This is a genomic window from Cupriavidus sp. NPDC089707 (assembly GCF_044748965.1).
In the GTDB taxonomy this organism is placed as follows: domain Bacteria; phylum Pseudomonadota; class Gammaproteobacteria; order Burkholderiales; family Burkholderiaceae; genus Cupriavidus.
Map to the genome: position 1 here is coordinate 19,622 of NZ_JBIVHB010000016.1, position 17,758 is coordinate 37,379.

At 67.7% G+C, this 17,758-nt stretch carries 12 protein-coding genes; 8 read left to right on the forward strand and 4 right to left on the reverse strand.

Going from position 1 to position 17,758, the window contains the following annotated elements:
• Positions 1-34: 34 nt before the first annotated feature.
• Positions 35-1,744, reverse strand: a complete 1,710-nt coding sequence (locus ACIP1U_RS22735) for an MBL fold metallo-hydrolase (protein ID WP_400319659.1) — start codon at positions 1,742-1,744, stop codon at positions 35-37.
• A gap of 228 nt (positions 1,745-1,972) precedes the next feature.
• Between ACIP1U_RS22735 and ACIP1U_RS22740 the strand changes: the two genes are divergently transcribed.
• A complete protein-coding gene (locus ACIP1U_RS22740) occupies positions 1,973-2,350 on the forward strand; it encodes a short-chain fatty acid transporter (protein WP_400319662.1) in 378 nt (125 codons plus the stop codon).
• 261 nt (positions 2,351-2,611) lie between these two features.
• The gene (locus ACIP1U_RS22745) at positions 2,612-4,030 is read left to right on the forward strand and encodes a DUF1254 domain-containing protein (RefSeq protein WP_400319665.1); all 1,419 of its coding nucleotides are present in this window, start codon (positions 2,612-2,614) and stop codon (positions 4,028-4,030) included.
• 95 nt (positions 4,031-4,125) lie between these two features.
• Here the strand turns inward: ACIP1U_RS22745 and metE are convergent, their stop codons facing one another.
• Positions 4,126-6,501, reverse strand: a complete 2,376-nt coding sequence (gene metE, locus ACIP1U_RS22750; protein WP_400319668.1) for a 5-methyltetrahydropteroyltriglutamate--homocysteine S-methyltransferase — start codon at positions 6,499-6,501, stop codon at positions 4,126-4,128.
• Positions 6,502-6,633: 132 nt separating this feature from the next.
• Between metE and ACIP1U_RS22755 the strand changes: the two genes are divergently transcribed.
• Positions 6,634-7,551 (forward strand): LysR family transcriptional regulator, encoded by a 918-nt coding sequence (locus tag ACIP1U_RS22755; protein ID WP_400319671.1) that lies wholly within the window; start codon positions 6,634-6,636, stop codon positions 7,549-7,551.
• Positions 7,552-7,560: 9 nt separating this feature from the next.
• Here the strand turns inward: ACIP1U_RS22755 and ACIP1U_RS22760 are convergent, their stop codons facing one another.
• Positions 7,561-7,923, reverse strand: coding sequence for an AsnC family transcriptional regulator (locus ACIP1U_RS22760; RefSeq protein WP_400319674.1), 363 nt, complete (start codon positions 7,921-7,923; stop codon positions 7,561-7,563).
• 151 nt (positions 7,924-8,074) lie between these two features.
• Here ACIP1U_RS22760 and ACIP1U_RS22765 point away from each other — a divergent pair, with 151 nt between their 5' ends.
• From ACIP1U_RS22765 to ACIP1U_RS22780, 4 genes are all read left to right on the forward strand, one after another.
• On the forward strand, positions 8,075-8,545 hold the full coding sequence (locus ACIP1U_RS22765; RefSeq protein ID WP_400319677.1) for an Lrp/AsnC family transcriptional regulator: 471 nt from the start codon (positions 8,075-8,077) through the stop codon (positions 8,543-8,545).
• A 198-nt stretch (positions 8,546-8,743) separates the two neighbouring features.
• The gene (ribA, locus tag ACIP1U_RS22770) at positions 8,744-9,340 is read left to right on the forward strand and encodes a GTP cyclohydrolase II (RefSeq protein ID WP_400319680.1); all 597 of its coding nucleotides are present in this window, start codon (positions 8,744-8,746) and stop codon (positions 9,338-9,340) included.
• 205 nt (positions 9,341-9,545) lie between these two features.
• A complete protein-coding gene (locus tag ACIP1U_RS22775; protein WP_400319683.1) occupies positions 9,546-10,019 on the forward strand; it encodes a MarR family winged helix-turn-helix transcriptional regulator in 474 nt (157 codons plus the stop codon).
• A gap of 51 nt (positions 10,020-10,070) precedes the next feature.
• Entirely contained in the window at positions 10,071-11,429 is a 1,359-nt protein-coding gene (locus ACIP1U_RS22780) for a serine hydrolase domain-containing protein (RefSeq protein WP_400319686.1), read from the forward strand.
• A 56-nt stretch (positions 11,430-11,485) separates the two neighbouring features.
• Here the strand turns inward: ACIP1U_RS22780 and ACIP1U_RS22785 are convergent, their stop codons facing one another.
• Positions 11,486-11,662, reverse strand: coding sequence for a hypothetical protein (locus ACIP1U_RS22785; protein WP_400319689.1), 177 nt, complete (start codon positions 11,660-11,662; stop codon positions 11,486-11,488).
• A 175-nt stretch (positions 11,663-11,837) separates the two neighbouring features.
• Between ACIP1U_RS22785 and uvrA the strand changes: the two genes are divergently transcribed.
• Positions 11,838-17,726, forward strand: coding sequence for an excinuclease ABC subunit UvrA (gene uvrA / locus ACIP1U_RS22790; protein WP_400319692.1), 5,889 nt, complete (start codon positions 11,838-11,840; stop codon positions 17,724-17,726).
• Positions 17,727-17,758 lie beyond the last annotated feature (32 nt).

Consider the following 17,758-nt stretch of genomic DNA (forward strand, 5'->3'; position numbering starts at 1 on the left):
AAACTTTTGTGGCCCCCTACGGCGCTTATGGCGCCTACGCCGCCACCTCCGACCAGCCCCCATCCGCTTCGCGCGCCTTGCCTTCATCCCGCAGCTTTAGCAAGTGCGCCAGCAGCGAGCGCTGCGCGACCGGATGCATGCGCGGCGGCACGTCGTCATAGACGCGCAGCACCAGCGCTTCGATCGGCGCGGGGCCCAGTTCGCGCAGTGCGGCCGCGACCTTGGCTTCACGCTGAAGCCGGTGGCGGACCAGCAGGCGGATCGCGTCCTGCGGGCGCGCGATCAGGAAGCCGTGCCCGGGGGCGAGCCATTCCAGGTCTTGTTCCTGCAGTGCAGCCAGCGAATCGAGGTAGGCGCGCATGTCTCCGTCAGGCGGTCCGATCACGACCGTCGAGCCTTGCATCACGTGGTCGCCGGTGAACAGGGTCTTTTCTTCTTCCAGCAGGTAGCACAGATGGTTCGACGCGTGGCCCGGCGTATGGCAGACGCGCAGTGTGCAGCCGTCGCCGATGGTGATGCGCTCGCCGTGCGCGAGTTCGCGCTGCGGCGTGAAGCTCGCGTCCTGCCACTGGCCGGCGGGCGCGCCACGGCCCAGCACGGTTGCGCCGGTCGCAGCCTGCAGCGCGGCGGCTGCGGGCGAATGGTCGAGATGTGTGTGCGTGGCGAAGATCCAGCGGATCGGACCAGGCGCCGCGGCCAGGATGGCGCGTACATGTTCGGCGTCATCGGGGCCGGGGTCGATCACGGCCCATTCGTTGCGCGCGCCGCCGCCGACCAGGTAGGTGTTGGTGCCGGGGCCGGTCATCACGCTGCCGTTGTTCGCGGTCACGCGCCAGACGCGCTCGGACAACTGTACCGGCAAGCCGGGGGACAGCTCGTAACGACCATGGTGCCGGCCTTCGGGGTCGATGCGGCCGATCTCGGCATAGCACGCTTCGTTGGGCATCACCGGCCGCATGCCCGCGGCGCCGTTGGCCAGGCGCGGCATGATGCAGGCAATGCCGCGCAGTTGCGCCGCATACGCAAAGCAGGCCTCGGCGTTCTCGAATTGCGCGATCGCCGCCAGCGTGCGACGCGTGACGTGCATCATCGGCAGGCCGCTGGCGGGATCGGCGGCTTCGGCAGGGCGGATCCAGCGGTGTTCGACGATCTCGTTGCCATCGGCGATCACCTCTTGGCCTTCCGGCGCGATAGCGACGAAGAAGCGCGTGTCGAAGCGCTTGGGCAGGCCCGGCGGCGTGAGCCAGTAACTGTGGTAGGCCAGCCGGTCGGCTGCCAGCCGCAGTCCGAGTTGCTCGCATGCATGCGCCAGGCCCGGTCCGCCGCGCTGCACGGCTGCGCGCAGCAGCGCCTGCTGTCTGGCGCCGAGGGCATCGGGCGGCTGCAGTTGCCCGTCGCTGCCATAGGCGAACAGCAGGCCGGCTTCTTCGAAGCATTCGCGTACCGCGGCAACATAGAAGTCCAGGCCGCCAGCGGGCAGCCCCAGGCGCTCGCTTGCGGCGATGTCATCGAGGCCGTGGGCGTGCGCATGCAGCGCCTTGTCGTGCAGCGCGTCGAGCGTGCCGCCGGGGAACACATAGGCGCCGCTGCTGCGGTCGTTGGCGCGCTCGACGCGGCGGACCAGCAGGACTTCCATGCCGGCGGGCGCGTCGCGCACGACCAGCAGGCTGGCGGCATTGCGCAGCAACGGCGCGGGAATGGCGGTGGTGGCAGGGCGTGCGCCGCTTGTCTCTGTGGTTGTCATTGTGTCGGCATCGTGGTGTCTTGCGGCGCCGCGCGATGCGCGCCGGCGCCGGGAGCCGATAGTGTAGCCGCGTTGAAAGATTCGCAATCGCGGGCAAATCCGGAGGCAGCCGGGCCGCCCCAGGGATGCCCGGCTTTGGCTTTTCCGCCCGAAAGCATTAATCTGATAGCTCCGCTTCACTTTTTGGGAGGGCGCCGGGGTGCGCGCTTCCGCTGGGAGGAGGTCCGCGTGATCCGAGCTTCAATCCTGTGCCTGCCCCTGGCGTGCCTGCTGGCCGCCTGCGAGACGCCGCCGCAAACCGCGCCGCGCCCGGTCCCGCCCGCCACCACGCGCATCACGGTGGATGCCCAGACCGTGTCCAAGGCGGCCTCTGTTGCCTGTGAGCCGGCCGTCGCCGAAGCGCTCAAGCGCCGCTATCCGCAGCCGGGCAGCGTCATGCTGATGGCCGATCGCGAGCAGTACTACCAACGCCCTGGCGCGCAGACGTCGGTCAATGGCGAAGGTGTGTTCGAGCCCGACGACAGCTCGTCGGCGATCGGTTTCCACTACGCCTGCCTGTACAACGCGCGCACGGGCAAGGTCGACGATGTGCAGATGCGGTATTGACGGCCATCGAGCGCTGATTCCAGCTTCTGATTCCAGCTTCTGATCGGGTGATTCCCTCACGCTGTGGAGGTGCTTTATCATCCATGTTCCGCAACCAGCCCCACCTTCAGTGTGATCGCGCTCGCTTCCCTGCTTGCGAGGAATTGACACGGCGCAAGGGGAGGGACAAGATGCGGGAGCTAACAGATGCGCCTCCGGGACGACATGCCGGCAGTCATAGCCGCAACCCCGGGACAAGTCGCAAGAATTGGGAACGGGGTCATGAAACCTTCATTTCGTCTTATGGCGAGCGCGGTCACGCTCGCTGTCATGCTGTCCGGCTGCGCCAGCGCGCCGGATTCAGCCGCCGTCCAGGCCGTTGCCGCCGAGCAGCCGCCTTCCGACCAGGCCATGAAGACCCTGTCGGCCGAGGTCTTCACCTATGCCTATCCGCTGGTGCTGATGGACGTGACGCGCGAGCTGATGACGCTGCGCACGCCGGTCAACACCTTCAGCCACAAGCGCACGTTCCCGGACGCCAGCTTCACTGACGTGGTCAGCCCTAATGCCGATACGTTGTATTCGTCGGCGTGGCTGGACCTGTCGCGCGAGCCGGTGATTCTGTCCGTGCCCGACACGCAAGGGCGCTATTACCTGATGCCGCTGATGGATGCGTGGACCAATGTGTTTGCCTCGCCGGGCAAGCGCACCACCGGTACCCGCCGCGGCAATTTCGCCATCACCGGACCCGACTGGCGCGGCACGCTGCCCAAGGGCGTGCAGGAAATCCGCTCGCCGACGTCGATGGTCTGGCTGATCGGTCGTACTCAGGCCAACGGCAAGAAGGATCTCGCGGCCGTGCACCGGCTGCAGGACCAGTACCGGCTGACGCCGCTGTCCGCGTGGGGCGGCGGCCGCCGTGTGCCTGAACGGCCCACCCCGCGCGCCGCTGTGGTCGACACGCAGAGCTCGCCGGTTGAGCAGGTCGCGGCGATGGACGCGCAGGCCTTCTTCACGCGCTTCGCTGCGCTGCTGCCGGCCAATCCGCCGGCGCCGGCCGACAGCGCCATGGTGGAGAAACTGCGCCGCATGGGCATCAGCCCCGGCGTGCCGTTCAAGACCACGGTGATGGAACCGTCGACCGCGCGCGCGGTGCAGGAGGGCGCGACCGCGGCGCTGTCGGCGATCGCGCAGGGCGCGCGCAAGGGCAATGCCGATGCGGGCAACGGCTGGGTCATGCACCGCGATCTCGGCAACTATGGCACCAACTACGCCCGCCGCGCGGTGACCGCGTGGGTGGGGCTGGGCGCCAACCTGCCTGAGGATGCGATCTACGCATCGACGCGCACCGATGCCAACGGCACGCCGCTGCAGGGTGGCGCGCGCTACGTGCTGCATTTCGACAAGGGCCAACTGCCGCCGGCGCGGGCGTTCTGGTCGCTGACCCTTTACAACGACCGCCAGGCGTTTATCCCCAACCCGATCCAGCGCTACGCCATCGGCAGCCGCGACCGCCTGCGCTACAATCGCGACGGCTCGCTCGACATCTATATCCAGCACGAACGCCCGGCGGGATCCCGGGCCGCCAACTGGCTGCCGGCCCCGCCCGATGGCCTGAACTTGATGCTGCGTGCGTACTGGCCGGAGCAGGCGCTGCTCGACGGCAGCTGGATGCCGCCGGCGGTGACGCCGGTGAACTGAGCCGGCAACGCCCTACTGGCAAGAAAAGAAGGCCGCATGCCCATCAGGCATGCGGCCTTCTTTCCGGCCTTTCCTGCAATGACGCGCGCCGCTGCTCAGTGCGCGTGCGTCGCGCAACCAGTGCAAGCGGTGCCGCCTGCAGGCGCCGCGGCGACATGGCCGGCCGGCTTGCCGACCCGCTTCCATGCCATCGTGCCGGGGCTGGACCAGCGCTCGCGCAGCGCGCGCGCCGCGCTGACCATGTTGGCCAGCGCCGCCTCGGTTTCTTCCCAGGCGCGCGTCTTCAGGCCGCAGTCAGGGTTGACCCACAGGCGCTGCGGCGGCACCACTTCGCAGGCACGGTCGAGCAGCCGCTCCATCGCCTGCACCGACGGCACGCGCGGCGAGTGGATGTCGTACACGCCAGGCCCGATCTCGTTCGGGTAGTCGAAGTCGCCGAAGCCTTCCAGCAGTTCCATCGCCGAGCGCGAGGTCTCGATGGTGATCACGTCGGCGTCCAGCGCCGCGATCGACGGCAGGATGTCGTTGAACTCGGCGTAGCACATATGCGTGTGGATCTGGGTCTGGTCCCTGACGCCGCTGGCTGAGAGGCGGAAAGCGGTGACTGCCCAGTCCAGGTAGGCGTCCCAGTCGCCGCGGCGCAGCGGCAGGCCTTCGCGCAGCGCGGGCTCGTCGATCTGGATCACGCGGATGCCGGCCTGTTCCAGGTCGCACACCTCGTCGCGGATGGCCAGCGCGAGCTGGCGCGCGGTGGTGGCGCGCGGCTGGTCGTCGCGCACGAACGACCATTGCAGCATGGTGATCGGACCGGTGAGCATGCCCTTCATCGGCCGCTCGGTCAGCGATTGCGCGTAGCGGGTGGTGTCTACCGTCATCGGCTCCGGCCGGTACACATCGCCGTAGATCACCGGCGGCTTGACGCAGCGCGAGCCATAGCTCTGCACCCAGCCGTTCTCGGTAAAGCCGTAGCCGCACAGCTGCTCGCCGAAATACTCGACCATGTCGTTGCGCTCGGCCTCGCCGTGGACCAGCACGTCCAGGCCCAGCGCTTCCTGCTTGCGCACGGCCAGCGCGATTTCGGCGCGGATGCGCTCCAGGTATTCAAGCGCGCCGATTTCGCCGCGCTTGAAGGCCGCACGGGTCTGGCGGATGGCCGCGGTCTGCGGGAACGAACCGATGGTGGTGGTCGGCAGCAGCGGCAGCTGCAGCGCCTCGCGCTGGCGCTCGATGCGTTGTGCGAACGGGCTGGCGCGGCGGGCCATGTCGGCGGTCACGCCGGCCAGGCGTTGCTGCACGCGCGGGTTGACCACGCGGCGCGATTGCCGGCGCGAGGCCTGCACGGCGTCGGACGCTGCCAGCTGCGCGGCGACGGCGGCATCGCCTTCGTTGAGCGCGCGTGCCAGCACCTGCAGCTCGTCGAGCTTCTCGGTGGCGAAGGCGAGCCACGACTTCAGTTCGGCATCGAGGCGCACCTCATGCGCCAGCGACACCGGCACATGCAGCAGCGAACACGACGGCGCCAGCCACAGGCGGTCGCCGAGCGCCGCCTGCACGGGGCGCAGCGTGTCGAGTACGCGGCGCAGGTCGGTGCGCCAGATATTGCGGCCGTCGATCACGCCGGCGGACAGCACGGCATGCGCCGGCAGCGCGGCCTGCCATGCGGCCAGCTGGCCCGGTGCTCGCACCAGGTCGATATGGAAGCCGTCGACCGGCAGCGCGGCAGCGCGCGCGGCATGGTCGGCGGCGGTGTCGAAGTACGTCGCCAGCAGCAGCTTCGGGCCCGCGTCGCGCAGGCCGGCGTAGGCACTGTCGAAGGCGTCGAGCCATGCGGGCTCCAGGTCCAGGCACAGCGCGGGCTCGTCGATCTGTACCCACTCGATGCCTCGCGCCTTCAATTGGCCGAGGATGCGGCGGTAGGCCTGCACCAGCTTCGGCAGCAGCGAGAGGCGGTCGAAGCCGGCTACGTGGCTCTTGGACAGCCACAGGTAGGTGACCGGGCCCACCAGTACCGGCCGCGCGCGCAGGCCTTGCGCCAGCGCTTCATCGATTTCCTCGAAGAACCAGGCCGGACCGCCGTCGAAGGCGGTATCGGCATCCAGCTCGGGGACCAGGTAGTGGTAGTTGGTGTCGAACCACTTGGTCATCTCCATTGCCGGTTGTTCGCGGTTGCCGCGCGCCAGCTCGAAATACTGCGTCAGCGTCAGCTGTGACGGGTCGAAACCGAAGCGGCGCGGCAAGGCACCCAGCAGCGCGGTCAGGCTGAGCATCTGGTCGTAGTAGGCGAAGTCGCCGGTGGCCACGGTGTCCAGGCCGCGCTCGGCCTGCAGTTGCCAGTGGCGGCGGCGCAGTTGCGCGGCCACTTCGCGCAGCGCGGCTTCGCTGCTTTCACCGCGCCAGAAGGCCTCCTGCGCGAATTTCAGTTCACGGCGTTCGCCGATGCGGGGAAAGCCGAGGATATGGGTGCGTGCCATGGGGAACTTGCTCCGGAAGATGACTGGCGCACAGTGTCGGTTTCCCCATAAAATGAATCAAGCGACAAGTTTTAAACAACATATGAATCAGTTTCATACGAAAACGGGGCGGGCTAGCGCCCTGCGCTGCGCATGATCGAGGTCCGCCATTTCCGCTCGCTGGTTGCGATTGCCGAATCCGGCAAGCTCGCCACCGCGGCCGAGCGCGTGCATGTCAGCCAGTCGGCGCTGTCACACCAGATCAAGGCGATCGAGGCGCACTACGGCCTGCCGCTGTTCGACCGCACCCGGCAGGGGCTGCGCTTCACGCCGGCGGGCGACCGCCTGCTGGCGCTCGCGCGCGAGGTGCTGGCCGCGGTCAGCGCGGCCGACCGCGATATCGAACGGCTCAAGGGCGACACCCGCGGCGAACTGCGCGTGGTGCTGGAATGCCATACCTGCTTCGACTGGCTGATGCCGGTGATGGACGAGTTCCGCCGCCGCTGGCCCGAGGTGGAGGTGGATCTGGTGGCGGGCTTCCATGCCGACCCGATCTCGCTGCTCAGCGAAGGCCGCGCCGACATGGTGATCGGGTCGCAGCCGGCGGTGCGGCGCGGGCTCGACGTGGCGCCGCTGTTCCGTTTCGAGATCCTGGCGGTCATCGCCAACGAGCACCGGCTGCGCAACAAGCGCCGCATCGAAGCGGCCGACCTGGACGGCGAGACGCTGATCACCTATCCGGTGCCGGAGCAGCGTATCGACCTGATCCGCGAGGTGCTGGAACCTGCCGGTATCCGGCTGCAGCGGCGCACCGCGGAGCTGACGGTGGCCGTGCTGCAACTGGTGGCGAGCCGGCGTGGCGTGGCGGCATTGCCCAACTGGGGCGTGAAGAACTACGTCGACCACGACTACGTGCTGGCCAAGCGGATTGGCGCGGGGGGGCTGTGGAGCGAACTCTATGCCACGGTGCCGGCGCCACTGGCACGCCGGCCTTATGTGGCGGACTTTGTCGCGATCGTGCGGGATACGTGTGCGGCGCAGCTCGACGGCATCGAACTGCTGCCGGCATAGCGCAGCCGGCTAGGCCGGCAGCGCCAATGCGGCGTCGCTGCTGACCTTTGGGATAGCGGCGCGCAGCCCGGGAGTCAACTCGCTTTGCGCCTCGTCGTCCGGATCGTCGATGTCTGCGCCCAGCACAGCCATGTCGATGCCACTTTCCAGCCGGCGCAGGAACAACCAGAGCAAGCTGGCATCGGCCGCGGTCAAGGTGGCATGGAGCACTGGCTTGCTGGCGGGTTCGGCGCGGGTCGCGTCGAAGCGCAACTGTTCAGGCGCCAGTCCGGTACGCCGGGCGCTGGCAAACACCCACTCCATCGCACCGAATGGGTCGGTGCCATCGAGTTGCAGGGAAAGACGCAGGGTGGGAAGGACGGTGGCTGGCATGTGGCGTTTCAGGCAGGTTTTCTGATGAAGTTAATTTACCAGCCGGAGTGCAAAATGAGCTTCTTTATTTTTCCGGTATTGGGAAAATTGAGAAAGAAACATCTGTCTGTGGCAGAATTCAAGGATGTTTCGTCTTTGAATAACAGAGGCCATGGTGCAACCTCCCAAACTCGATGACACCGATCGCCGCATCCTGCGCGAACTCCGCCGCGACGGTCGGCTTTCCAATGCGAAGCTGGCCGAGCAGATCGGCCTCTCCGCCACACCCTGCTGGAACCGGGTGCGCGCACTCGAGGAAAGCGGGGTCATCGAAGGCTACGCCGCGCTGCTGAACCAGAAGGCGCTGGGATTGCCGGATACGGTCCTGATCGAGGTCACGCTGGAGCGCCACGACGACGACATGCTGTACCGCTTCGGCCAGGCGCTGGCCGAACTGCCGGAAGTGATGGAGGCCTACCTGCTGACCGGGGACTACGACTACCTGATCAAGGTCGCCGTAGCCGGCACGCAAGGCTATGAGGAGTTCCTGCGGCACAAACTGTACAAGCTGCCCGGCCTGCGCCATAGCCGCTCGACCTTTGTGCTGCGCACGCTGAAGCGCGAGCCATCCGTCGAACCCTGAGCCGCCAGCCGCCGCAGCAGATTGCTACGCCGTCCGCATCACTTAGGGGCTGCATAAGCCTGTCGCGCGCCCCGATGTAGGACTATGGCGACGATCCGCAACGGTGCGTTCCATGCCCGAATCAAGCGCGAACGCGCAATTCCGCTCATAATGTCGCCGGTGCCGGGCCGCCCCGCGCCCATTGAAAAGAATTCCGGTATGAACGACACAGAAATTGAGCTGATCGATTCGGCACGCCTGCCGACCCGATTTGGCGACTTCACGGCACACGCCTTCAAGGGCGCTCACTCAGGCATTGAGCATCTGGCCCTCAGCGTGGGCGAGGTAACCGGCGACGACGTGCTGATCCGCATGCACTCCGAATGCCTGACTGGGGATGTCTTCGGTTCCTGCCGCTGCGATTGCGGCCCGCAACTGGAACTGGCGATGGAAAAGATCGCTGCCGAGGGCCGTGGCATCCTGCTGTACCTGCGCGGCCACGAAGGCCGCGGCATTGGCCTGGCGGAGAAAATCCGCGCCTACCGCCTGCAGGATGGGGGGCTCGATACCGTCGACGCCAACCTGGCGCTGGGCCAGGCTATCGACGCGCGCAACTACGCCTTTGCGGCCGACCTGCTGCACCAGTGGGGCGTCACGTCAGTGCGGCTGATGAGCAACAACCCGCTCAAGGCCGCCGCGCTGGAAAAGGCTGGCATCAAGGTCAACGAGCAACTGCGGCACATCGTGCCGCCCAACGCCGAGAACGAGAAATACCTGGCGACCAAGCGCACGCGCATGGGGCACCTGCTCGACTGAAGGCGGCTTGGCTGGGCGGCATTGCCGGGTAACCGCCCGGCCGCCTGCCGGGCCTGTCCGGAAGAAGCGAGACGGGCCTGTTTCCTCACATAATCCCTGGGTTGATCCGCAAGGGGCACCGCGTCGGAGTTGCTGCGCCTAATTGGTTGCTAGTGGAAACTATTGCCATTAGAATCTGTTCGCCGTCCGCAAGCCTTCTGTCCTGATGCCCGACTCCACCACCAGTTCGATCCTGGAATACCTGACTTTCCGGCTGAACCGCCTTTGCGAAATGACCAAGGACTCTGCCTCCGGCTTCTATGAGCGGGAATTCGGCATCGGCCTGAGGGAATTGCGCGTGCTGCGTTTTGCCGGCATGGAGCCCGGCCTGACGCTGACGCGCCTGATCGAACTGGTGCTGCTGGAGAAGACGGTGACTTCCAAGCTCGTCACCGCGCTGGCAAAGCGGGGCTTGCTGCGCCGTGAGGTCGGCGCGGCCGATGCCCGCCAACTGAACCTGTTCCTGACACCGGCCGGCGCGGCATTGGTCGCGCAGACTTACCAGCGCGGCGATGTCCTGGAAAAGATGTTCCTGTCGGTCCTGACCGAAGCCGAAGTCCAGGCGCTGGACCGGGTCATCGGCAAGCTGACCGCGGCGCTCGAGGCGCACCAGCGCGGTGTCGAGCCGCCGGCCGGGTAGCAGGGCAGGGGAGCGAAAAACGGCAAGGCCACACAACAACGAGGAGACGACATGAAACCCAATACCCATACCCGGCCGCGCCGCCAATGGCGCACCATCGCATGCGGTGCACTGTGCGCCGCCGCCTTGCCGGCCTGGAGCCAGGACGCTGGCCGCGGCGCCGCGCCCGCAGCCTCGGCGCCGGCGCTGGTCGCCGCGCTGGAAAGCGATCCGGTCCGGCTCGGCTGGATGCAAGGCTTTCCGCCGCCGCCCGAGAAGCAGATCACCCACGCGCCGGGCGCCGAGAAATTCCCGCGCAATCGCTGGCTGTTCTCGCATATCCGCGAACTGGTGCCGACCGCGTCGGTCTGGCGCGGCAACGGCCCGCCCAGCGCGCTGCCGCGCGCGGAGCGCGATATCGGCTCGGTGCCGTTCACCGATGCGGACGGCACGCGCCGGACCTTCGAAGAGATGCTGGCGCTGACCTATACCGACGGCATCCTGGTCATGCACAAGGGCAAGGTCGTCTATGAGCGCTACTTCGGCGTACTGGACGGTCATACGCCCCATATCGCCATGTCGGTGACGAAATCGTTCGTCGGCACGCTGGCGGCGATGCTTGCCGCCGACGGCAAGCTCGACCCGGCGGCGCCCGTCACGCGCTACCTGCCGGAGATGGCCGGCACCGCCTACGGCGATGCCACGGTGCGCCAGGTCATGGACATGACCGTCGGCGTCCGCTATTCGGAGGACTACGCCAATCCCAAGGCCGAGGTATGGGACTATGCGCGCGCCGGCGGCATGCTCGCCCGGCCTGCCGGATATAACGGGCCGGGAACGTTCTACGACTTCCTGAAGACGCTGCAGAAAGAAGGCGGACACGACGATGTCTTTGCCTACAAGACGGTGAATGCCGAGGTGCTCGCGTGGATCGTGCGCCGCGTTTCGGGCCAGTCGCTGGCCAAGGTGCTGTCGGAACGGATCTGGCAGCCGATGGGCGCCGAGCAGGATGCTTACTTCACGGTCGACAGCATCGGCACGGAATCGGGCGGCGGCGGCCTGAACACCACGCTGCGCGACCTCGCGCGCTTCGGCGAGACCATTCGCGGCAACGGGCGCTTCAACGGCAAGCAGATCATCCCGGTATCGGTCGTGGCCGATATCCGCCGCGGCGGCGACCGCGGGCAGTTCGCACGCTCGGGCAGCGGCACCGTGTTGCCGGGCTGGAGCTACCGCGACATGTGGTGGGTCTCTCATGACAACCACGGCATGTTCCAGGCTGCCGGCATCCATGGGCAGCGCATCTACATCGATCCTAAGGCCGAGCTGACGATCGTCCGCTATGCGTCGCATCCGGTCGCGGGGAACGCTGCCAACAACCCGATCACGTTCCGCGCGTTCCGGGCGCTGGCGGAGACGTTGCCGCGGTAGTGGCATGCGGGGGGGCAGGATGGCTGCGCCGCCCCTGGCATTCTGTTTTCCTGGTTCTATGGAATTTCCTGGTCGACGCCCTCGCGCGGCAGCACTTCCGCCGCGATGCGCTCGCCCAGATCCCGTTGTGCGACCTTCAGGTCGTAAGTCACCTGCATATTCATCCACGAACGCGCATCGCCGCCGCCATAGCGCCACACCGTCACGACTCTGAAAGCGAGTGGCGCAAACAATACGAATCTTTTTCCAAACTGTTACACTGTATGGATGTACAGTGCATGGGCCATGCCTTCCCGGCCCGGCCCGACCCCTGTGCTATGGTGGTTTGCTACAGGCCCGCCTGACCCATCGCCACCCGCCGTCCACGCCTGTCCCTCCCTTAACGCATTGATCCGAAAGAAAAAAATCGTGTCGAGCAAGCAGCTGATTCGCATTCGCGGCGCCCGCCAGCACAACCTCAAGGATGTCGACCTCGATCTGCGCCCCGGCGAGATGACCGTGGTGACCGGGCCGTCCGGCTCGGGCAAGTCCAGCCTGGTGTTCGACACGCTCTATGCCGAGGGGCAGCGCCGCTACGTCGAAACCTTCAGCGCCTACGCGCGCCAGTTCCTGGACCGGATGGATCGCCCGCAGGTCGAGCGCGTCGACGGCGTGCCGCCGGCGATCGCCATCGACCAGACCAACCCGGTGCGCAGCTCGCGCTCGACGGTCGGCACGATGACCGAGCTGAACGACCACCTGAAGCTGCTTTACGCGCGCGCGGCGGAGCTGTTCGACAAGCAGACCGCACACCCGGTGCGCCACGACTCGCCGGAGACGATCTACGCCGAACTGCTGGCGCGCACGGCGCAAGGACAGCCGCACCACGATGCGCGGCTGGTGGTGACGTTCCCGGTGGAGTTGCCGGAATCGGCGACCGAGGAAGAGGTCCAGCAATGGCTCTCCGTCAGTGGCTATACGCGCGTGCAGGCGCAGCGCGTGGTGCAGTCGTCCACCGGCGCACGCAAGCTGCTCGACGTGGTTGCTGACCGCTTCCGTCTTGGCAATACCGAGAAAGTGCGTGCGGTGGAGGCGATCGAGGCTTCGCTCAAGCGCGGCGGCGGACGCGTCAACATCTACGTGCTGACCGATGGCGATGACGGCCCGGTGTGGCGCTTCTCCACCGGCCTGCATAGCCCGGACAGCGACCTGCGCTATGCCGACCCGCAACCCGCGCTGTTCTCGTTCAACTCCGCCTACGGCGCCTGCGAAACCTGCCGGGGCTTCGGCCGTGTGATCGGGGTCGACCTCGGGCTGGTCATCCCCGATGCGCGCAAGTCGCTGCGCGAAGGCGCGATCAAGCCGATGCAGACCCCGGCCTGGAAAGAATGCCAGGACGACCTGATGCGCTACGCCGGCAAGGCCGGCATCCCGCGCGACACGCCCTGGGCCGACATGACCGAGGCCGAGCGCCACTGGGTCGTCCATGGCTCGCCCGACTGGAACGGCCAGTGGAACAAGCAGTGGTACGGCGTGATGCGGTTCTTCAGCTACCTGGAGTCGAAGGCGTACAAGATGCACATCCGGGTGCTGCTGTCCAAGTACCGCAGCTACACCCCGTGCGAAACCTGCGGCGGCGCGCGCCTGAAGACCGAGTCGCTGCTGTGGCGCCTGGGCTCGAAGGACAATGCCGACGCCGTGCTGGCGGCCGGACGCCGTTTCCTGCCGCGCGGCGTGGACTGGGACCGCACCCAGGTCGAAGCGTTGCCGGGCCTGACCGTGCACGACCTGATGCTGCTGCCGATCGAGCGCATCCGCCGCTTCTTCGACGAGCTGACGCTGCCCAGCGCGATGCTGGATGACGCGCTCAAGCTGCTGCTGGCCGAAGTGCGCACGCGGCTGAAGTACCTGTGCGACGTCGGCCTTGGCTACCTGACGCTGGACCGCCAGAGCCGCACGCTGTCCGGCGGCGAAGTGCAGCGCATCAACCTGACCACCGCGCTCGGCACCTCGCTGGTCAACACGCTGTTCGTGCTGGACGAGCCCAGCATCGGCCTGCATCCGCGCGACCTGAACCGCATCGTCGAGGCCATGCACCGGCTGCGCGACGCGGGCAATACGCTGGTGGTGGTCGAGCACGATCCTTCGGTGATGCTTGCCGCGGACCGCCTGATCGACATGGGCCCCGGCCCGGGCGAGCGCGGCGGCAATATCATCTTCGACGGCCCGCCATCCGACATCCGCAGCGCCGACACGCTGACCGGCGCTTACCTGGGCGGGCGCCGTCGCGTGGCCGATGCCTCGCACTGGCAACGCCGCCCCGTTGACGACGCGCTGCCGCGCATCGTGCTGGAGGGCGCGACCGAACACAACCTGCAGGACGTCACCGTCGAGATCCCGCTGCGGCGGCTGGTGTGCGTGACCGGCGTGTCCGGCTCGGGCAAGTCCACGCTGCTGCAGGACGTGCTGTATCCGGCGATGGCGCGGCATTTCGGCAAGGCAACGGAATCGCCGGGGGCGTACCGCAAGCTGACCGGCGCGGACCTGGTCGATGACGTGATGTTCGTCGACCAGTCGCCGATCGGCAAGACCGCGCGCTCCAACCCGGCCAGCTACGTCGGCGCGTTCGACGAGATCCGCAAGATCTTCGCCAAGGCGCCGATGGCGCTGCAGCGCAGCTATACCGCGGGCACATTCAGCTTCAACTCCGGCGACGGGCGCTGCCCGACCTGCGGCGGCTCGGGCTTCGAGCACGTCGAGATGCAGTTCCTCAGCGACGTCTACCTGCGCTGCCCGGATTGCGACGGCACCCGCTATCGCCCCGAAGTGCTGGAGGTGAAGATCGAACGCGCCATCGCCGGGCAGCCGCCGCGCGCGCTCAGCATTGCCGACGTGCTGGAACTGACCGTCAGCGAAGCGGCGGCCTGTTTCGCCGGCGATGCCGCGGTGCTGCGCGTGCTGCAGCCCATTGTCGATGTCGGCCTCGAGTACGTGAAGCTGGGCCAGCCCGTGCCGACGCTGTCGGGCGGCGAGGCGCAGCGCCTGAAGCTGGCCGGCTTCCTGGCCGAAGCCGCGCAGGCCACGCCGTCACGCACCCGCGGCAGCACGCTGCCGCGCCGGCTGTTCATGTTCGACGAGCCGACCACGGGTTTGCACTTCGACGATATCGCCAAGCTGATGCTGGCCTTTGGCAAGCTGCTCGACAGCGGTCATTCGCTGATCGTGATCGAGCATAACCTGGACGTGATCCGCGCCGCCGACTGGCTGATCGACCTGGGTCCCGAAGGCGGCGATGCCGGCGGCCGCGTGGTCTGCACCGGCACGCCCGAAGACGTGAAAGGCTGCGCCGAGTCGCATACCGGGCAGGCGCTGATCCACTATGACGCCGCGCTCGGCCAGGCCGGCACTCTCGCCGCTGAGCGTGCCGCCGGCGCCGAGTCCGAAGGCGTGCCGCTGCAGGCGGTCTTGCAGGCCCGCCGCGCGCGCCGCGAGATCGAGGGTGAGGACGTGGTGCGCATCGTCAACGCGCATGAGCACAACCTGAAGTCGCTCAACGTCGATATCCCGCACGGCAAGTTCAACGTGGTCACCGGCGTATCCGGCTCGGGCAAGTCGACGCTGGCGTTCGACATCCTGTTCCACGAAGGCCAGCGCCGCTACCTGGAATCGCTCAACGCGTATGCGCGCTCGATCGTGCAGCCGGCGGGCCGGCCCGAGGTCGATGCGGTCTACGGCATCCCACCCACCGTCGCGATCGAGCAGCGCCTGTCGCGCGGCGGCCGCAAGAGCACGGTGGCGACCACGTCGGAAGTCTGGCACTTCCTGCGCCTGCTGTACGTCAAGCTGGGTATCCAGCACTGCGTGCATGACGGCGCGCCGGTGACGTCGCAGAGCCCGGAATCGATCGCCGCGCAGTTGCTGCGCGACCATCGCGGCCAGCACGTCGGCTTCCTGGCGCCGCTGGTGGTCAACCGCAAGGGCGTTTATACCGACCTGGCCAAATGGGCCAAGGCACGCGGCAATACGCATCTGCGCGTCGATGGCGAATTCCTGCCGGTCGACCCGTGGCCGCGCCTGGACCGTTTCCGTGAGCACACCATCGAGCTGCCGGTCGGCGACCTGGTCATCACGCCCGAGAACGAGCAGCAACTGCGCGCACTGCTGGCGCAGGCCCTGGAGGCGGGCAAGGGCGTGATGCACCTGCTGGCGCCCCTCGATGGGCTGGACCATGCCATGAGCAACGGCGGCACCGCGCACGTGGGCGAGGTCAAGGTGTTCTCGACCAAGCGCGCCTGCCCCGAGTGCGGTACCAGCTATCCGGAACTCGACCCGCGCATGTTCTCGTACAACAGCAAGCACGGCTGGTGCGGCAGCTGCGTCGGCACCGGCCTGGCGCTGACGCGCGAGCAGCGCGCGGCGTTTGACGATACCGTGCTGGCCGACGATAACCGCGGCCGCGAGCAGAGCCTGCCATCGGAAGAGCTGGAGCCCGAAGGCGTGGGCGAAGCGCCGTGCCCCGACTGCCATGGCACGCGCCTGAACCCGGTGGCGCGCGCGGTCACGTTCGATACGCAGGCCATCGTCGACGTGGCGCAGTGGACCGTGTCCGATACCCGCCGCTGGGTCGACGGCCTGCGCCTGGCCGGCCGCGACGCCGAGATCGCGCGCGACGTGGTCAGCGAGATCGGCAGCCGGCTGCAGTTCCTGGAAGAAGTGGGCCTGGGCTACCTGAGCCTGGACCGCGCCGCGCCGAGCCTGTCCGGCGGCGAGGCCCAGCGTATCCGGCTGGCGGCGCAGCTCGGCAGCAACCTGCAGGGCGTGTGCTACGTGCTGGACGAGCCCACTATCGGCCTGCACCCGCGCGACAACCAGATCCTGCTCGATGCGCTGCGCAAGCTGGGCGACAAGGGCAATACGCTGGTGGTGGTCGAGCACGACGAAGACACCATCCGCCGCGCCGACCACATCATCGACATCGGGCCTGGCGCGGGCAAGCGCGGCGGCACGCTGGTGGCGCAGGGCAGCGTGGCGGACCTTGCCGCGGCGCAGGCTTCCACCACCGGCCAGTTCCTGGCGCAGCCGATCGTCCACCCGCTGCAGGCGCGCCGTCCGGTGCAGCCGGGCGCGGCAGGCAAGACGGCTGATCCGTCCGCATGGCTGACCGTGCACGGCGCTTCGCTGCACAACCTGCGCAGCGTGACCGCGCGCATCCCGCTGGCGCGGCTGGTGGCGATCACCGGCGTGTCGGGCTCGGGCAAGTCGACGCTGGCGCGTGACGTGCTGATGACCAACCTGCTCGATGCGGTGGGCCGTTCGGTGCTGTCGTCGCCGGCTACGCGCCGCGCGCGCAATGCGGCCAAGGAAGGCGCGAAGGCCAGCAAGTCGACGGCGAAGCAGCCGCTCAAGGTCGATCACGACTGGTATGGCTGCGACGCCATCACCGGCTGGGAACCGATCGACCGCGTGCTCGAAGTCGACCAGACCCCGATCGGCAAGACCCCGCGTTCGTGCCCGGCGACGTATATCGGCGTATGGGACACGATCCGCCGGCTGTTCGCCGATACGCTCGAGGCGCGTGCGCGCGGCTATACCGCGTCGCGCTTCTCGTTCAACACCGGCGATGGCCGCTGCCCCGCGTGCGAAGGGCAGGGCGTGCGCACCATCGGCATGAGCTTCCTGCCGGACGTGAAAGTGCCATGCGACGTCTGCCACGGACAGCGCTTCAATCCCGAGACGCTCGCGGTCACCTGGCGCGGCAAGAACATCGGCGACGTGCTGACCATGGAGATCGACGAAGCGGTGGAATTTTTTGCATCGATGTCCAATATTGCGCACCCGCTGCAGCTGATGAAGGACGTCGGGCTCGGCTACCTGACGCTGGGCCAGCCGTCGCCGACGCTGTCCGGCGGCGAGGCGCAGCGCATCAAGCTGGTCACCGAGCTGAGCAAGGTGCGCGACGACATCACGCGCCGCGGCCAGAAGGCGCCGCATACGCTGTACGTGCTCGACGAACCGACCGTCGGCCTGCACATGGCCGACGTGGCGCGCCTGATCCGCGTGCTGCACCGCCTGACCAACGGCGGCCACAGCGTGGTGGTGATCGAGCATGATCTCGACGTGATCGCCGAGGCCGACTGGATCATCGACCTGGGACCGGAAGGCGGCGCGGGCGGCGGCACCATCGTCGGCGCGGCCGATCCGGAGTCGCTGGCGCGGATCCAGGCCAGCCATACCGGCGCGGCCCTGGTGCCGGTGCTGGCGCGTGGCAAGGCCGGGACGCAGCAGGCCGGCGCGCGGGGCAAGGTCAGCATGGCCTGAGCCGCCTGCCGCAAGCGGGGGCGTTAGTCAGG

Coding starts and splice junctions, on each gene's coding strand:
- ACIP1U_RS22755 (WP_400319671.1), top strand. CDS start 6,634: ATGATCGAGGTCCGCCATTTCCGCTCGCTGGTTGCGATTGCCGAATCC.
- ACIP1U_RS22745 (WP_400319665.1), top strand. CDS start 2,612: ATGAAACCTTCATTTCGTCTTATGGCGAGCGCGGTCACGCTCGCTGTC.
- ACIP1U_RS22775 (WP_400319683.1), top strand. CDS start 9,546: ATGCCCGACTCCACCACCAGTTCGATCCTGGAATACCTGACTTTCCGG.
- ACIP1U_RS22765 (WP_400319677.1), top strand. CDS start 8,075: ATGGTGCAACCTCCCAAACTCGATGACACCGATCGCCGCATCCTGCGC.
- ACIP1U_RS22735 (WP_400319659.1), bottom strand. CDS start 1,744: ATGACAACCACAGAGACAAGCGGCGCACGCCCTGCCACCACCGCCATT.
- ACIP1U_RS22760 (WP_400319674.1), bottom strand. CDS start 7,923: ATGCCAGCCACCGTCCTTCCCACCCTGCGTCTTTCCCTGCAACTCGAT.
- metE (WP_400319668.1), bottom strand. CDS start 6,501: ATGGCACGCACCCATATCCTCGGCTTTCCCCGCATCGGCGAACGCCGT.
- ribA (WP_400319680.1), top strand. CDS start 8,744: ATGAACGACACAGAAATTGAGCTGATCGATTCGGCACGCCTGCCGACC.
- ACIP1U_RS22780 (WP_400319686.1), top strand. CDS start 10,071: ATGAAACCCAATACCCATACCCGGCCGCGCCGCCAATGGCGCACCATC.